Raw genomic sequence first — 17,477 nt, 5'->3', positions numbered from 1 at the left:
TATCCCGGTCCTAAGGGTAGGTTATCCACGTGTTACTGAGCCGTACGCCACGAGCCTAAACTCGTTCGACTTGCATGGCTTAATCGAATCCCAATAGCAGTAGCATCTGCCAGGATCAAACAGAATTGAACACATAACAGACATAATAAGTATAAAGTATTATGAAGTACGCTAAATATAGACGAGTATTACACTAAACTAGTTTGTAACTAATTCACCACATACTACAAAACCAACATCATACTTGAGAAAATTCAAGTACTCACAAATGTATAGCTACATGCGGAAAGCAACCATCATAGTAAATATTGTTCCATACAATGTTACTTAGGTCATCGCCATAAAACACATAGCACATCTTATAGGCAGACAAATTTTATTAACAAATTCAATTAAAAAATATTGCAAAAAATTTTAAATTATGAAATAAAAAATCAATTTAGCTAAATTAAAAATAATAAAACTTTTTAAGTTGATTTATTAAAAAAAATAAATTTTAAAAAGAAATAACATAATAATTTATTAAAATTCGAAAAAATGGATTTAAGAAAAAAATATTGGCAAAAATAATAAATAAAAAAGAGATAAAGGTTTTTTAACATGAAAATATTCAAAAAGAAATAAGTAGTATATAAATGTATCCCTTATTTCAACTTTTTACGTATAACAGAGATAATTCTTGTTAAACTTTTATGCATTTTAATCCTGTATTGTTCAACAATCTCAAATCCAACATCTTCTACCATCGGATTAAGGTCAACATAGTGAGGAGAAGCCATACAAAGGTATGCGTCATCCTTCATATTATCATATATTGAACGGAAGAATTCATTGAAAATTTCCTCACCGTCAACATCACCGGTTGAGGTTGAGATTCCATAAGGAGGATCAGTTACAACACTCGCTACCTTTTCATACATTTTAAGTTCACGAACGTCAACATTGAATGTCCTGTAATCAGTAATTCCATAATAATCCAAATTAATGGCAGTTCCATTTTTCATTTTCCAATAGACATCAGACCCTACAACCTTACATCCGATTAAACCTGCTTCAATCAAAATACCTCCAGTTCCGCAAAACGGATCAAGCAATAATTGACCTTCCCTAATCCGGGATAGGTTTACCATACATCTTGCCAGCTTTGGATTCATAGAACCAGGATAGAAAAACGGTCTTTTGTGAGGTTTACTATCTTCAAAATGTTTTTTATTCAATTTAATTCTTTCAATAGCAACATAAAAATTATTTTCAAATGCAACAACCCTCACCAGGGATTTCGGTTTTGTCAAATTTACCTTGATATCATCACAGTTATCAAGAATTAATGTACCCACATTCCTTTCGGTTCCAACAGTGTCAATTTGTGAATGGAACCTTTTCACACGAACGGCAAAGCTTTCATCAATATATTCTGACCAGTCAATGCCTGAAACATCACTATCCAAATTATCAACATCAGACCGTACAATCATCTCATGCACCTCATGAGTGTATCCCAATCGTCTTGTCAATGTTTCATAATAACTATCCAGATTGTCCGGTGAAATGTCTTTCAGTATAACCAGCCCTTCACAGACCTTTTCTATTTCAGCGTCAATATTTTCACATTCCATGACTGCTTTTAGTTCAGCCAACGGCAGCTCCGGATGTTCTTGTGATTGTATACATAATAATTCCATTAAAATTCACCTTAAATGATATAATCAGGATTAATAAAAAAAGTTTCATTTTTTGAATTTATCAAAATGTCTTCTTATCACATCTTGTGAAGAATCATCTATATCCTTTTCTTCACTTTGTGCAAATTCATCGACACCATCATTATAATAAGGTTCGGGACCATTATTCTGATAGTGATTATCATTACTGTAAGAATACTCATCCCTTATTTGATTATAATAGCTATCTTGAGAATCGCTGTTTGGAGAATTATTATATCCTCTCTCAAACGGCTCATATTCATAGGTATGATGTTGAGGAGTAATGGTATCAAAATCTTCAGGATAATATTCATACTCCCTTCTAGGATATGAATTGCTCTCATGAGTTATTGGAGTGATCGGTTCATACTCATCATAATAATCGTTTCTTCCCAAGAAATCCTCCCTCGCACGTAAATCACTTTCATAATCATTATGCTGTTGAGGAGGGAACCTTTGCGGAGGAGCCTGGAAGTTCCTTTGACCAACCATTCTTGAAAAAATAATCTCTTCAACTTCTGAAGGGTTGGAAACGTTTTGGATTTCCATTTGATTATTGTCATAAGCACTGAATACGCTAATTGTCCCTACATTAAAAATCTTAGCAAGAATACCTTGAGAAGTATTAATATCTTGTATTGTAGCGTAGGGCATGTAATTTTTCTTAGTGGACAATACTCCAGATTTAATAATAATTTTGGAATCGGTGAAAGTGTATTCAAGGGAATACCATCCAACCAGTTGCCAAATTATATAAATTACATCAATAAGAATGATGACAAATACTGCAATAGCAACGTATCTTGTTAAAGAAAGCCTAACATATGAAATCAGATAAACCTGCATTTCACCAATGAATTTGATTACCATAGGTGAAATGAATAGAATAATCAATAATAAAATAACTCCATAAATTGCCTTTTTGCAACCTAAAAGCATATTGGGTTTAGTTTTATAAATGCCCCTATCTCTAACATTTTCATCATTTTTATTAAACAACATAATTATACTATTAGAATTACTTTTAAATAAAGTTTTACAAAAAAAGATAGTAAAAATAAGCCTCAGCTCGCCCATCATTCATCACGTATCAGAGCTCATAGGGTTCATCATTGGCTTATTCTTCAATAATATTTATCCAAACATTACGCCTGCTTCTGATTTGAACAATTCGTCTTCTTTGGATTTACTCATGACCTTTTCGATAGCATCCATAAAGTCGGACACCATAATCTTGTCACGTTTATCACGAATTGCAAACATACCAGCTTCAGTACATACTGCTTTTAAATCTGCACCGGATAATTCATCAGTTAACTCGGCAAGCAAGTCAACATCTGCCTCTTCATCCAATGACATGTTTTTAGTGTGAATTTTAAGGATTTCACGTCTTCCATCAATATTCGGAAGAGGAACTTCAATGAATCTGTCAAAACGTCCTGGACGTAAAAGTGCAGGATCCAAAATATCAGGCCTGTTGGTAGCCCCAATAATTCCGATATCTCCTCTTGATTCGAATCCATCAAGTTCTGCAAGTAATTGCATTAAAGTCCTTTGAACTTCCCTGTCCCCACTGGTGGAACTTTTAAGTCTTTTAGCTGCAACAGCATCCAATTCATCTATGAATATGATTGCAGGTGCTTTCTCTTTAGCAAGCTCGAACACTTCACGCACGAGTCTTGCACCTTCACCTATATATTTCTTAACAAACTCGGAAGCTACAATTTTAATAAAAGTAGCGTTGGTTTCATTAGCTACAGCTTTTGCAAGTAATGTTTTACCGGTTCCAGGAGGTCCATATAACAATATACCTTTAGGAGGTTCAATACCTACTTTTTCAAATAATTCTGGTTCGGTTAACGGAAGTTCTACAGTTTCTTTAACTTCTATGATTTGCTCTTCTAAACCACCAATTTTATCATAAGTAATATCTGGTTTTGTTTCAATTTCCATACCTGAAACATTTGCATCTTTTTCTGATGGCAATACTTCAACAATACCAAAAGTTTGTTGATTTAGTGCAACTCTTGAACCTGGAACTAATAATTTTTCATCTAAGAATTTTGAGTAATTAACAAGAAAACTAGGTCCTGTACTGCTTTTTACAGTCATCCTGTGATCATCTAATACTTCAGTAATGGTAGCAAGCACCAAAGGTGGAGACCTAAATCTATCCACTTCTGAACGTAAGGATTTAGCTTCCCTTTCTAATCTGATCTTTTCATTTTCAATTAAGACTTTATCTTTTTCTAATTTCCTAACTTTCCACATTAAGTTACTTTTAGCTTTGGATTTCTCTTCTCTTAATGAATCTATTTCTTCTTGCATAGATTCTACCTTTTCGATTAATTCATCTTTTGAGGAGTTTTCCAAATCATTAAAATCATCCATGTGAATCATCTCCAGTTAGTTAAATTTTCTACAACATGTTACTTTAATAACAATTAGTAACTTTAAAGTATTTAAAGGTATTCATTTCATCTAATACTAACAATATTATATAACGTATTATAAATATATATTTAATTAAAAAATAAGGAGACTGGTTATTATGGAATGTGAAATATGCGGTAAACCCGTACCTGAAAACAATCCAATAAGAGCTAAAATCGAAGGATCAGTGATGGTTGTATGTAAAGAGTGTTCAAAATTGGGAACAGTGCAAAAGGCTCAACCTAAACCTAGATTTGTTAAACAGAATAACAAAACAAAAAGACCAACCACAACTAGAAACAAACCTTATTCAAGAAATGTTGAACCTTCAGAGGAATTAATTGAAGATTTTAGCTTCGAAGTAAGAAAAGCTAGAGAATCAAAAGATTGGTCTCGTGAAGAATTAGGTAAAAGAATCAATGAAAGGGTTTCAGTCATCTCAAGAATTGAAACCGGAAAAATGACCCCTGACAATAAGGTCACAAAAAAATTAGAAAAAGCGTTGAACATTAAATTACTTGAAAAAGTAGACAATATCGACTTAAATCAATTCGTGAACAGTTCCTCTGGGGAACGCACATTAGGCAATGTAATGAAAATTAAAAGAAAATAGCTATTTCATATAGCTATTTAATTTATCATTTTTTATATGCCTCTCTTTTTTATCAATTTTATAATCAATCATACCATCATTAATAGCCTTGTTAGATTGATATCCCTTGAAGTCCTCTGCCTTGTTTAACACATATTCTAATTTTGAATATGCACCGTATTCATCACTGACGACAACTACATGAGCAGGAGGATGGATTTTTTTAACTTGCATAATGCTTAATGTGGTATCCTCTTTAACAAAAAAAGCAGTGGCAACATTAGATTTTGTTCTGAGTTTTGAGTTCAAAATTCCTTCAACCAACTTATCCGCAAAGGAAGCGTCGACAACCTTAGGTTTGGATGTCAAGTTCAAACTGCCATGACGTTCCATATCTGCAATTGCATTGAGCAATTTTGAATTGTTTTCCCCTCTAATTAAAATTAATGCCATAATTATCACAAAAAAATAAAGAATAGGTGAATCACCTATTTTGGAAAGATTTCAATAACCTACTTCTGAATACAACCAATAGGATTAAAATTATACCTACAGCCGTTTGGATACTACCTAAAATGTTCAGGATGTTTCCGTCAATAGGTAAATCCCATGCAGGAGCAGATCTGTCACCTGGAAGTGCATTATAATAAACACCAACAGCTTTGGAACCTTGTTTTACGTTAAGGTCCTTAGGTTCAACGTGGTCAACACCCATCAATAGACCATTGTTAATAGCACGGTTAATTGAACCTGCAATAGCTGATGCATCATAACCATATTTTGCAACAGATGCTTCAACAATTTCTTGAGTTGTTGATGCAACTCCAGGTTTGTCTGTACCGTAAACGGATACACTAACTGCATTTGAACTGACTGTCAAGGCAGATCCTAATGCCTCATAAGCGTATACAATCCTTAACTCTGAACCGCAAACCGGACATCTGTCATAAGCTTCAGCGGCAGGATAACCTGTAGCCCAACCACATTCATCACAGACCTTCGAATACTCCTCGTCCATCGGATAACCTGTTTGGTTCATGTCTTTAGGTATGAACATGTCGTCAGTGGAAATTCCTGAAATAAGGTTCACTCCACCCCCACCGTATTTTTCACCAGAATCGTGAGCAACTTCACCCATCGCTTCTGAAAGAATAGTTGTAGCGGAATATCCATCCCTAATCATTTTTCCAATATTCATTGCGGTTTCTTTTCTAACATTGTCAGCTGTACCATATAATGGGTTTCCTGCAGTGTTCCTCAAGTGAATAATAGCTCCTTTTTGACCAGGCTGTAAAGTAGCAACCCCACTACTGTAAGGAGTAACTTTAATATCATTACTTGCATCATCTACAGTGATAACGTAAGCGTTAAATGATCCTCCAATAGCTGCACCAATATTTGGACCACCGACTACAAGACGAGCACCCTTATATTGGGATGCTATGGATGCCGCAGAAGCAGCAGATGCATTGTTTTCAAGATTTGCAACTGCATCAACAATGGAATCCAACCTAGTGTCTGAACTACCTGTACCCCCGGAGAGTACCGCAAAATGATTGTTCTTAGACATTAAAAATGTGGATTGGAACATGTTTTCTGCAAAAGACATACTCCCTGCAGCAGCACCATTAGGGTCATTACCACTAGGATCGGTAATAACTATAATGTTACAGGTAGCCGCAACACTACTCATAGTCATTAAGAATATGATTAAAAAAACAATTGAAACATGGAATTTATTCAACTTCATCCACTCGCCTCGCTTGTTTTATTCTTTATTTCAACAGATGAAAAGTCCTCTATAACAGTAACTGTAACAACACCCGTATTTTTATCTACTTGAACATCTGCAGCTGTGATTGGTTGAACAGATGTACCTGGCACAGTTGACCGTGTTGCAAATTCCTGCGCCGTCTGTATCGCGTCCTGCAACGAAACCTCTCTTTTGGAGGTTTTTAGAATATCCCCATATATTACACTACCATCCCTAAAACCTGCTTGCATTACATTATATCTGATGGTATCCACCGGAACAACATCATTACCTTTAATGATTACCCCAGATATTGGAATACCGTCATTAATATCATCAGAGGATGCAAATGCAACATATGTGATTAAACGACCACAGACAATTAAAATAAATGCCAATAATAAAATTATTAGTGTGTCTCTCCTAGTCTTTATAAACATGTTTATTTCCTCTTAGTATCAATATTTATTCGAAAGAATAAATTTATACATTTATTATATTAAATTACAATAATATTTAAATTTATTTTATCTCTTTTAAAAGTGACTCAGCAGGGTCCATCCCTTGAGCTCCAATCAATAAGATAACATCATCAGCTTCAGCGTTATTGCAAACCTCAGTTAAACAGTCCTTTAAATTATCAAAATGAACATACTCAACATTGTTTTCATCCAAGGTTTTGAAAAATACTTCCCTTTCATCATCTTCAACAAAGTTCAAATCATTCACAACATCATTGCTTGAAGACAGATACAACACTATGTCATCTGTCATTGACTCTACCAAAGCATCAACATTTAACTGATTAATTTCCACTCCTCTTGAACCCCTAATCGCACATGCAAGGTGCAATTTTTGGTTTTGAGGGAGTAACTTTAAGGTTTCGCTGATGGTTGCCTTGATTCCATCCGGATTATGGGCAAAGTCATCATATATCAATGGATCATCACTTAATTTAGCAAAACGTCTGTTCAATGCCTTATATGATTTGACCCCATCAACAATGTCATTGATGTCGATTCCTAATGAGATACAAGCGCCCACTGCAGACAAAATATTCTGTATGAAGTGACTGCCCTTGAATGGCAATTCATCAACAGTTAAAATTGAATTCCCTTCATATATTATATTCTCTCCATCGAAATACACGGAATTTTCCTCAGCTAATGGAGACATTGAAGTGTAGAATGGATTTTCAGCATCCAACTTTAAGACCAACTCATCATCATGATTTAAAACTGTCACTCCACCACCAATAGCTTTAGGAACAGCTTTAATTTCATCAAACACATCTTCAATTGAATTGACAAGTCCGATATGGTCCATTGCTATATTTGTTATGACTCCAACTTCTGGCTTGATAGCTTCACTCATCAATGCGGCATGATTTTTCATCAGCTTGTCCAACCAGCCTTGAACCTCAGACACCTCAATGACCAAATAGTCGAGTTTTCCATTTGCAACGACTTCATCTGAGATCAATTTGGAAACCATCGGGTCTATTAATGTATTGAATTCTGATTCGCTGTCTGTATTTGTCAAAACATGATAACCTGCATTATTCAATATATGATAAATTAAATGTGAAGTTGTTGACTTTCCGTTTGTTCCGGTAATTACGACATTAGTTGAATCCGGAGAATATTTCTTGATAGTGTGTGAAAGCGCATATGCGTTTGCAAGTTCAATCTTATCTGTAATGATTAACGGGAAGTTGAGCCTTTCTGCAAGTTCAATAGCTCCATCCTTAGGGGTTTGTGTGATAAGGCATGCAATATTCTTATCAAATGCAATTTCAACACCGGTTGCATTAATCCAATGCCTTATAACGATATCACCAGTATGAGCGTCATTTAAAAATGTGAACTTACCTGTAAACCCATCAATTGAGAAGAATTCATCATTTCCCACAAGTTTACCTTCGACAGCCTTTGCCAAATCATTAATGTCTTCAAGTTCTTCCACATATGTGTTTTCAGCGTCGGCATCATCCCTATTTAAAAATGTAATCTTGTCTGCAATTCCACCAATTGAAACATCCCCAGGAATGAGTTTGTCTCCAACCTTATGAACCAAACCAGTTTTCTCTTTTGAATTTTGTTTCTCTGAAAGTTTGGATACGAATTCCTTTGCGGTTTCGATATCCTCTATGATAATTAGTGGAAAGTTTAAACGTTCAGCAGTCTCAACAGTGCCCTCTTTAGCATCCGGTGTGATAAGGCATGCAATATTCTTATCAAATGCAATTTCAACACCTGCAGGATCTATAGACTCCCTTATAACAATATCTCCTGTGTGAGCATCATTTAAAAATGTAATTTTTCCTGTAAATCCATCAATAGAAAAGAAATCATCATTACCCACAAGTTTTCCATTGATAGCATTAGCCAAATCTTTTATATTCATAGTATCACCAAAAAAAGAAAAAGTAAATTAGAATACATACATTTTAGCAAGTATTCCAACTACACATAACAATAAAGTAGTCCCCCAATATGTTAATACGATTTTTATTTCTGACATTCCGTAATGATTTAATGTGTGATGTAGTGGTTCTACCGGTAATTTAATGATATTTGCCCTATGCAATAAGCTTACAACAACTGATAAAATTGGAACTCCCAATGCAAGCACACCAAAGTATGGAATATCACATACTAAAACTGCAGCTGCATAACCTGTACCCAATACAAATGAACCTGTGTCACCCATGAAAATGGATGCAGGGTACTTGTTGAACACCAGGAATCCTAAACATAAACCTGATAGGATTAGGAATGGGGGCATAATTGTAGCTGGACCAAATAAGTATCCGTAAACACAACATGCAATTGATGCAATTCCAACGATACCTGCCGCAAGACCGTCCATACCATCTATAAGATTGACTGAATTGATACAACCTAAAATTGCAATGATAACAATAGGAATAGCCAATATTCCTAATGTGAATCCGCCCAATGTTGTAACTACACCGGTTAATCCCAAGAATAATCCCAATACTATTTGACAGATGATTTTTTCAAGTTCTTCAGGTTCGGTCTTGATTGGAACTTCTCCGATTACTTCAACTTTACCTGCCTTAAGCAAGTCATCAACTTCAGCCTTTGCCTTTGGAGTGGCTACACGAACTTCTTCACCAGGTTCAACATCCAATCTTCCAAGAGTTATTACCTCATTGGAAGTGTTTACAACAATTTTTTGAACTTCTTTAACTTTAAGACCGATTAAATCGTCGACTAAACCCACGATTCCTCCAGCAAGCATTATGAATGAAACTATCAATATTGGAGTGTTTTGATAGTATAATGCTATAATCAAAGAAATTGTAAATAAAAATGCAATACCTCCCATTGTAGGAGTACCGCTTTTATGTCTATGTTCACTAACTATAGGATTGTCTGCAATCCTTGCCTGCAACAATATCCTTTTAACATACCATGTAAAGAATATGGATGCACATAATGTTATTAAAAAAAGAATTAACATATCTGTATTATACATTCTACCACACAATAAATCTTTTAAACTAATAAAATATCTATTGATAATAGTATATAATGATAACTTATAACACAGATTTAAGTTAATTTATCAACTAATTTTTCAAGCTCTTCTTTTGATTCAGCTCTTGCTGTGACCCTTTGGTAACCTGCAGGACCATGAACAACAAAATCATTATCCTCAAATGATTTTACAGGCTCGTTTGGAGCAGGACCCTCATAATTTCCAATAGGTATTTCAGTTGAGTAAAAATATTTTAATTTATCTGAAATATTGGATAAACTGAACTCGCCAATAGCCATGTCAACCAGTTCACATAATGAATTAACTCCGCATGTTGCAGTTGTCAAGTATCTTGTTCCGTTCGGACGGGTATTGACCTCAATTGCATACAATTGGTCTTTTTTGGCAGAATACATGAAGTCCATTTCAAAAATTCCATCGGATGCAAGATTTTTAGCCACCTTATAAGCAGTGTGCTGCACCAGGTTATTGTCCAGTCCACTGACCATACAAGGACCTGTCTTGACCTTGTTCAACGGATGAGTTCCTTCAATTGTTGTCTCACCCTTATAGATTGGAGGCAATGCAACATATTCGCCATTGAATCCTAACACTTCAATTGAGATTTCAGATCCTTCAACGAACTCTTCACATAACGCTTGGTCAAACTCGGTGAAGTACTCTTCAACATCTTCAATTGACTTAGCCACCTTAATGTCCTTTCCACCTTGTCCCTCGCCTTGCTTTAAAACAACAGGGAAATCCAAGGTTAATTCCTCAGGGCTGTTCAGTATTTGATAGTTTGGAGTGACAACACCAATCTCATCATAAAACGCCTTGGTTTTGATTTTATTGGAAGTTAACTCAACAGCACGAACCCCTGCAGCGATAACAGGTATTCCGTATTCCTCTTCAACTTCCTCCTTCATACGGGCAACATCTATCAATGGCGGATCAATACCTATCAGGGGCACAATCGCATCAACCTTTTGCATCAATGCAACCTGTTTTGGACCATCCATTCCTCGAGGAACGATAAATACCTGATCAGGCAAATCCAAATTGATAGCGTTCTCATTGGATTCTGTCAGAACGCTTTCTATGCCTTTGCTTCTAACATACCAATCAATGTCATCATATAATCTTGAACCTATAAATAATAATTTCATAATATTATTCCCTTTAAAGTTTCTATAAATTTATCAGCGGCCTCTTGGACCTTAGGTGTCGGTGCATTTCCAAAATCCATTGTTTTTGGTTCGATTCCAACAAAAATTATTCTAAAGTCTGTGTCTTTTTCCAGATATCTGACAAAGAAAGACAAAGACATTGAATGGGTTGAAATTCCAATGTCAGCAAATTCATACTTGTTTACAATCTGCATATCCCCTGGATCGGAATCCATTAGACATGCATCAACAATTATCAGATGAGTAGGTTTTTCTTTTCTTATCTTACCTGTGAAGTTTTCAGGCACTGTCTGAGCATCAATGAATAATAAGTTTTTATTTTCGATATTTTCTGCTTTTAACTTATTAATAATGAATGGCCCTACACCATCATCACTTTTAAGCTCATTACCTACACCTAATACAATTAATTTCTCACAATCTTTTAAAAAATTGCTCAATTGAGATTCAAAGGACATATTTTTCACCTATAAATATTTTGTTTGAATACTTTCAATCCCATTTCCCATAATATATTTTAGTTCTACATTTATAAAGTCATTTTGCTTTATGTGTCTCTCTTCCAATGGGATTAATAATGGCGGGTTTAACATAGGCATAGGTCCGGCAATTATTTCATCGCTGAGTTTTGTGTATGTGGTGATTTTCAATCCATTCAAAAGCGCATCATTCTCCGCTTTCAATTTAAGATTAATCTTGAAGTCAGGTTCAATGTCATCCAAAAAATTGATTTCATCATACACTACGGTCTTTGAAAGGGTTTCATAGTTAACGCCCTCATCCCAGTGCAGGTAATGCCTTTCAAGATGTGCAAGCTCAACCGTATTGATTATTCCCTGAGGTATGATTTTTCCATCTTCCTTGAGGAATCTTTTTGCATAGTTCAAAACCGGAACTTCCTCCTCGTCAATAAGTGCGGTGTCAAGCATTTCACAGACTATCAAATCTGCCTTTTTTGTGAATTCATAATCCAAAACGTCACTGTTGACTACCTCGACATTATCAAAATCTGCCAGATTTTCCTTTGCGCAATTGAATGTCTTTTTGTCTATTTCAAGAGATATTATCTCATCGAAATGATCTGTTAAAAAATAGGAAAGAACTCCACTTCCACATCCCAAATCATATGCCAATTCTTTATTGTCTAAATCACATTCATTAATGGCTTCATAAAAGACAGATAATCTATCCGTGTCATTTAGTAAATGTGAATGATATGGAGTGGTTCTGAATTTCATAGTAAAAAAAAGATAAATAAAAGAATTTAATGAGAGTGTGGATGGTCATGTGAGTGACCAGGTTCACTAAATTCTTCTCCGTTTGCAGTACTTGTTAATTTAACGTGTTCAACACCTTTGAGTCTCATTATTCTTTCAGTCAAATCACGGATTTCTGCGATATCCCCATTTACGACAACAATTTCCATACAGTATTTATCAGTCATGTGGATGTGCATGCTTGTATTGATTTCATTTCTGAAACTGTGTTGAATTTCTGCTAGGTTTTCCATTACTCCTGTGTAATGGTGGTCATAGATAATTGTTACAATACCAATTCTTTGTCCTTCCATTGAATTCATCCATTGGTACCTTACAATGTAATCTTGAAGAGCATCACGAATTCCTTTTGAACGAGACTGATACCCTCTTTCCTTTAAGACTTCATCAAAATCAGATAATAATTTTTTTGGCAAAGACATACTTATTCTCATCATGATAAACACATCAAAAGTTTAATAATATACTAATATTTATGGTTATTTAGTTATATAAATATTATGATTAACTTAAAAAAAAATATTACTGCATTAATAAAAATTTTGTAAAAAATATTATTCAACAAGAAGATAATATTCCTCGTCATCCTTATTAATGGATTTTAAAAGCCCCTTGTTTTGAAGAGACAATATGATATGGTACATCCTGAAATTGCTGATTTCCAAATCCCCATACAACAAATGACCTTCTAATGTATATTTAGAAATGAGATTCTTGTCATCGACCAATTCCTTGATTAATTCATAGGATGCCTTTTCCTTCCTGTCCAATTCAAGTTCCTCAACATCCTTTTTGGAATTAACAGTGTTGATCTCTTTTTCACTGTCAGATAAACTGGCCTTATTGTCCTTAAAAATAAGTAAATCCTTATCCTGAAGCTCTTCTAAAATTTGAACTAAATCATACTCATGAAATCCTAATTCCTTCCTTAAGATGTTAATCGGAACGCCATCAGGATATTCAACGGCATAAATCTTTATTTGATTTAAAACAACTTCTTCGTTTCTAGTAATGTTTATCATATAATCAGTGAAATTTAATTTTTATAATAATATTTATTCATTTAATATTACTTAATGTTTATCCTAACTGCAATTCGTTTTCCAATGCCTTAGCTTCCTGACGGTTCTTTTCGGCATTTTCCTCAGGGGTCAAGTCATAAGGTCTTGTGAAAAACAGGTCAAGATCATTGACAACTTGGCAAATTGACATGTGCACCAGTTCCTTTAGGGCAAGGCTTTTCTGAACCCTATTCAATGATTCGTCGGAATAAATCATGTTGTAATCTTTTTTATAATCTTCCCTGATTTTATAAGGGTCCAATTCCTCTTTCAAATCTTCCTCATCATACTCTTCAGTCAAGAGCAAGAAATTGATAAGCTCTTCCTTTTCATCCTCAAAGTTCTCATTGGGATTATCAATAACATTGTGGAAATAATCGCTGACAGACTGGAAGACATCACGTGAAACGCTACCGTTGATTATGTTGTCGATGAATATTCCAAAGGTTTCTGAAATATAATACTTGCCGTTCTCTTCCTTTGTGCTGAAGACCAGCTCATTTTCAACATTGGCCACATACTGAGTCAAAACAATGTCTTGGCCTTTTTCAAATGATTTAACATCGAATTTGGTATTGTTTAATTTATAATCGGAATTAACCTTTAATGCATTTTCAACATTTTCAATATCTTCTTTTGAAATTTCCATAAATTCATCTGTCATATCAATCTACCTAATACATTGTTTAAATTATTATTCTTAAATAGTTATTGTTAAAAGTATTTATTCATGGAATTTTATAATAACATCATGGAAGTTGAAGACATATTAAATGAACTTAAAGAATTATCTTTAAACGATAAAATAATGAAAGACGAGCTGATGGATATCCTTAAAAAATATGCTCGTATCATTTCAGTGCAGGATTTAATGATGGCTACAGCACGCATGAGAAAGGACGGAGAGTTTGTTCAGAAAAATTACCGTGAAAAATACCTGAAAGTTTACATAAAATACTTTATAATGCGCATGAAGGAAGTCAAGGAAAAAGACGATTATGTCAACACTGCAATTGACAAAACCTCCTTCGACACATCATTTCCAATGCTTGAGAGAACCTTTGAGAAGGAAAGGTTAGACAATGCAGAAGATGATAAATTCCCCTTGATTTATGTCATTACTGCATTATATACAACCTTCATCCTGGAGGAACCTATTCATCCTGTGGGAAGTGAATTCCCAGGAAGTTTATTTGTTGAGGAAAGAAATGGAGATTTCTTCTGCCCAGTAAAAGATAACCAGAAAGACAACGTTAATGCGATTTGCCATTTATGCCTTGCGGAGCAAACCCCCGACATTTAGAGTGATTACATGAATATTTGTTTATATGGATCTGGAAGCAGAAAAATAGATTCAATTTATACCGATGCAGCATATGAGTTAGGCTGCAAGATTGCTGAAAACGACCATGCCCTTGTTTTTGGTGGAGGAGACACCGGAATGATGGGAGCATGTGCAAAAGGAGTTCATGACAACGGAGGAAAATCAATTGGAATAGCTCCGGAATGGATTGGAAACTTTGAACCTCTATGTGAGGAATGCAGCAAGTTCATCTATGTAGATTCAATGGATGAGCGGAAAAACAAGTTCCTTGAAAATTCAGATGCATTTATCATCTCACCTGGAGGAATCGGAACCCTTGACGAGTTTTTTGAAATAATAACTCTTCGCAAACTAAAGCAGCACGACAAGGAAATCATAATCTTCAACATAAACCACTTCTATGACACAATGATTAAAATGATTGATGAGATGGGAGACAAGGGATTCCTCTACAAGCAAGAGGAACTCTTTAAGGTGGCAGACACAATAGACGAGATTTTTGAAATATTATAAACGGTGGGAAAATGACTGAAAAAACCCTTGAAATAGCCAAAAGAATAGAAAATGCCAACAACATTGACATTAAAAAGACCATAGAAAAAGCGGCAACCGCAGGATATCTTGGAGAGGAACATTTCTATTGCACAGTCATTGATGAAAGCGGCCTTGCACACACGGTTCCTGAGATTTTGGGAAACATGTACAAGTCCCAGCCTCTTGACAACCTATATTTTGACATCATATCAAAGGCATTGGACCATGACGGAATATACATCTCATTGGGTTACTGTGCCTCAAACCTGTTTGTTCCGGATGAGGAATGCAACGAAATCATAGAATATGATGACTACGACCTGGATGAGGATGAATATGAGTACATGGTGGAATATGCACTTATCACTGCAGACGCCGTTAAAAAGTTCAGGGTTTATGCCGAAGAGGGCATTGCAGCTCCTAAAAAGACTGACGATTTTGGATTGATGATAAACATAATCGATGGAGATTACAAGGCATATTTTGCACTAAGGTCCACTGACCAATGCATGTCCAGTTTCAGAATCATGCCATTTGCCCTAGATTATCAAAAGGAACATCCGTTATCCTTAAAAAATCCAATCAACCAAATCATGATTGAAATGATTGATGATGTTATTGTATTAAAATAAAAATAGAAAGAATGTTTTTAAAAGCAATAACTGCTTTTAACTTATTTTTAATTAAAATTTTTTACCGATTTCAAATGCTTCTATGAATTTATTTGGCTGGTTTCTAACATCACCCAGGCTTCCAGCAACCAGAACGTCAACAATCTCATAGTGCATGTTCATTTGAAACGGCTGTATTTTGGCAAGCTCGATGTATGAGTCATAATATCCTTCAGGCCCCAAATGAGTGAAAATCAAAGCTACCTTGCCGGACATTGGAATGAACGGATTGTTTGTTATTCCGAAAAGCCTGTCAAGAAGGACTTTTAGCTCGCCAGTCATCTGACCGAAATAAATCGGTGTTCCAACAATCAAGCCTTCAGCCTTTGCAATCTGGTGAGTGACCTCAAGTCCGTCATCCTTAAAAACACAGTCCCTGCCTGTTGTGCACACTCCACATCCCTTGCATGGATGAACATCCAAATCACTAATGTAATGCTTGATGACATTATGTCCATTCTCTTCAGCTCCCCTAATCATCTCGTCCATCAACATGTCGGTGTTTGCATGTTTTCTTGGTGATCCCATCAATGCTACTATATCCATTATAACGTCCTCTTGCTATTTCTAATCTGAGTCAATCGACTCATGTCAAAGTTGTCTATTCCATATTGCAAGTCCTTAAGAATCCTTTCCTTATTCTCATTGAAACTTCCATTGTTTAAGTCCATTGAAAACGTATGGTGTGTTATGAACCTGCCGTCATGGTCCAGATTTTCAAGGAATAGCTTTAACTCTTCCATTAATCCTTTTTCTGACAATGGATGGAATTTTCCTCTTTTATATAAAGCCAGAAGTCCAGTTCCTTCAAACAACACTAATCCACCAGTTCCAACAACTGTAGGATTGGCTTCACTGAATATCTTAGCGGAATTCAATGCATGATTTTCAGTATGGTCCACACCACCAACTCCATTTAAAAATGTAAGCCAGTATTCCATTCCTGCCTTGTCAAGCTTTTCGCATTGCTCAAGTATGTCCTGACCGGAATATCCCTTATTGACGCTTTTAAGAGTCTCATCATCCGCACTTTCAGCACCTATATTCAATTCAACAATACCTTTATCCCTAAGGATTTTAAGCTCTTCAACGCTTTTGTCTTTAATATTATCAACACGAGCTGCCATTGTCATGATTTCAATGTTCGGAAGATACTTGTGAATCAAGTCGCAGATTTCATTCAATCTGTCAAAACCTAAAACAAATGGGTCGGCACTCAATAACTGCAACCTGCTTGTTTCAGGATAAAATGCAGCAATTTCCTTGATATCCTCCTCAATCCATTCCATCGGAGATGGTTGGAATTTCACTCCAGCATACATATTGCAGAATTTGCATCTGTTGTGACTGCATCCCTGTGTTATTTCAAGCAACGGTGAAGGAGGTTCATATGGGTTTCTGTAAACTGTTCCAGTATAATGCATTTAAAACA

The 17,477-nt window shown here is 35.3% G+C and carries 20 protein-coding genes and 1 rRNA gene; 4 read left to right on the top strand and 17 right to left on the bottom strand.

Going from position 1 to position 17,477, the window contains the following annotated elements; all coding sequences use genetic code 11:
* The 4 genes from ILA26_RS01885 to ILA26_RS01870 all read right to left on the bottom strand — a co-directional run.
* Positions 1–126, bottom strand: a 16S ribosomal RNA gene (locus ILA26_RS01885); the annotation flags it as partial.
* 518 nt (positions 127–644) lie between these two features.
* The gene (locus ILA26_RS01880) at positions 645–1,682 is read right to left on the bottom strand and encodes a TIGR01177 family methyltransferase (protein WP_292893474.1); all 1,038 of its coding nucleotides are present in this window, start codon (positions 1,680–1,682) and stop codon (positions 645–647) included.
* A gap of 45 nt (positions 1,683–1,727) precedes the next feature.
* A complete protein-coding gene (locus tag ILA26_RS01875; protein ID WP_292893471.1) occupies positions 1,728–2,705 on the bottom strand; it encodes a PH domain-containing protein in 978 nt (325 codons plus the stop codon).
* Between the two features lie 132 nt (positions 2,706–2,837).
* On the bottom strand, positions 2,838–4,076 hold the full coding sequence (locus ILA26_RS01870; RefSeq protein WP_292893480.1) for a proteasome-activating nucleotidase: 1,239 nt from the start codon (positions 4,074–4,076) through the stop codon (positions 2,838–2,840).
* Positions 4,077–4,254: 178 nt separating this feature from the next.
* Between ILA26_RS01870 and ILA26_RS01865 the strand changes: the two genes are divergently transcribed.
* On the top strand, positions 4,255–4,749 hold the full coding sequence (locus ILA26_RS01865) for a multiprotein bridging factor aMBF1 (RefSeq protein ID WP_292893468.1): 495 nt from the start codon (positions 4,255–4,257) through the stop codon (positions 4,747–4,749).
* Here the strand turns inward: ILA26_RS01865 and ILA26_RS01860 are convergent, their stop codons facing one another.
* From ILA26_RS01860 to ILA26_RS01810, 11 genes are all read right to left on the bottom strand, one after another.
* Positions 4,750–5,181, bottom strand: a complete 432-nt coding sequence (locus ILA26_RS01860; RefSeq protein ID WP_292893465.1) for a DUF356 domain-containing protein — start codon at positions 5,179–5,181, stop codon at positions 4,750–4,752. It abuts the gene before it with no gap.
* Between the two features lie 31 nt (positions 5,182–5,212).
* Positions 5,213–6,478: a hypothetical protein gene (locus ILA26_RS01855; RefSeq protein ID WP_292893462.1), complete on the bottom strand. Its 1,266-nt coding sequence runs from the start codon at positions 6,476–6,478 to the stop codon at positions 5,213–5,215.
* Positions 6,475–6,921, bottom strand: coding sequence for a hypothetical protein (locus tag ILA26_RS01850; RefSeq protein ID WP_292893459.1), 447 nt, complete (start codon positions 6,919–6,921; stop codon positions 6,475–6,477). The genes ILA26_RS01855 and ILA26_RS01850 overlap by 4 nt, the downstream gene beginning before the upstream one ends.
* An 82-nt stretch (positions 6,922–7,003) precedes the next feature.
* The gene (locus ILA26_RS01845; RefSeq protein WP_292893477.1) at positions 7,004–8,446 is read right to left on the bottom strand and encodes a Mur ligase family protein; all 1,443 of its coding nucleotides are present in this window, start codon (positions 8,444–8,446) and stop codon (positions 7,004–7,006) included.
* Between the two features lie 468 nt (positions 8,447–8,914).
* The gene (locus ILA26_RS01840) at positions 8,915–9,997 is read right to left on the bottom strand and encodes a phospho-N-acetylmuramoyl-pentapeptide-transferase (protein WP_292893457.1); all 1,083 of its coding nucleotides are present in this window, start codon (positions 9,995–9,997) and stop codon (positions 8,915–8,917) included.
* Between the two features lie 65 nt (positions 9,998–10,062).
* The gene (locus ILA26_RS01835) at positions 10,063–11,157 is read right to left on the bottom strand and encodes an ATP-grasp domain-containing protein (protein ID WP_292893454.1); all 1,095 of its coding nucleotides are present in this window, start codon (positions 11,155–11,157) and stop codon (positions 10,063–10,065) included.
* On the bottom strand, positions 11,154–11,636 hold the full coding sequence (gene hycI, locus ILA26_RS01830; protein WP_292893451.1) for a hydrogenase maturation peptidase HycI: 483 nt from the start codon (positions 11,634–11,636) through the stop codon (positions 11,154–11,156). Before hycI ends, ILA26_RS01835 begins: the two co-directional genes overlap by 4 nt.
* Before the next feature lie 9 nt (positions 11,637–11,645).
* A complete protein-coding gene (locus ILA26_RS01825; RefSeq protein WP_292893448.1) occupies positions 11,646–12,416 on the bottom strand; it encodes a methyltransferase domain-containing protein in 771 nt (256 codons plus the stop codon).
* A 26-nt stretch (positions 12,417–12,442) separates the two neighbouring features.
* A complete protein-coding gene (nikR, locus tag ILA26_RS01820; RefSeq protein WP_292893445.1) occupies positions 12,443–12,892 on the bottom strand; it encodes a nickel-responsive transcriptional regulator NikR in 450 nt (149 codons plus the stop codon).
* 117 nt (positions 12,893–13,009) lie between these two features.
* Positions 13,010–13,477 (bottom strand): hypothetical protein, encoded by a 468-nt coding sequence (locus ILA26_RS01815; protein WP_292893442.1) that lies wholly within the window; start codon positions 13,475–13,477, stop codon positions 13,010–13,012.
* Positions 13,478–13,535: 58 nt separating this feature from the next.
* Entirely contained in the window at positions 13,536–14,180 is a 645-nt protein-coding gene (locus tag ILA26_RS01810) for a hypothetical protein (protein ID WP_292893439.1), read from the bottom strand.
* A 66-nt stretch (positions 14,181–14,246) separates the two neighbouring features.
* On the opposite strand from ILA26_RS01810, the gene ILA26_RS01805 reads away from it, so the two are divergent.
* From ILA26_RS01805 to ILA26_RS01795, 3 genes are read left to right on the top strand one after another with little or no spacing between them, the layout of a single operon-like run.
* A complete protein-coding gene (locus ILA26_RS01805) occupies positions 14,247–14,819 on the top strand; it encodes a DUF2115 domain-containing protein (protein WP_292893436.1) in 573 nt (190 codons plus the stop codon).
* Positions 14,820–14,828: 9 nt separating this feature from the next.
* A complete protein-coding gene (locus ILA26_RS01800) occupies positions 14,829–15,353 on the top strand; it encodes a TIGR00730 family Rossman fold protein (protein ID WP_292893433.1) in 525 nt (174 codons plus the stop codon).
* A gap of 11 nt (positions 15,354–15,364) precedes the next feature.
* The gene (locus ILA26_RS01795; RefSeq protein ID WP_292893430.1) at positions 15,365–16,006 is read left to right on the top strand and encodes a hypothetical protein; all 642 of its coding nucleotides are present in this window, start codon (positions 15,365–15,367) and stop codon (positions 16,004–16,006) included.
* Between the two features lie 51 nt (positions 16,007–16,057).
* On the opposite strand, the gene ILA26_RS01790 is transcribed toward ILA26_RS01795, so the two are convergent.
* Positions 16,058–16,591 carry a flavodoxin family protein gene (locus ILA26_RS01790; RefSeq protein WP_292893427.1) on the bottom strand — a complete coding sequence of 178 codons (534 nt, stop codon included), beginning with the start codon at positions 16,589–16,591 and terminating at the stop codon, positions 16,058–16,060.
* A complete protein-coding gene (locus tag ILA26_RS01785; RefSeq protein WP_292893424.1) occupies positions 16,591–17,469 on the bottom strand; it encodes a radical SAM protein in 879 nt (292 codons plus the stop codon). Before ILA26_RS01785 ends, ILA26_RS01790 begins: the two co-directional genes overlap by 1 nt.
* Positions 17,470–17,477: the final 8 nt, after the last annotated feature.

It is taken from the genome of Methanobrevibacter sp., from assembly GCF_017940815.1.
Lineage (GTDB): Archaea > Methanobacteriota > Methanobacteria > Methanobacteriales > Methanobacteriaceae > Methanocatella.
Note: the sequence above shows the minus strand (reverse complement) of the source record. Positions and strands in the feature narration are given on the sequence as shown.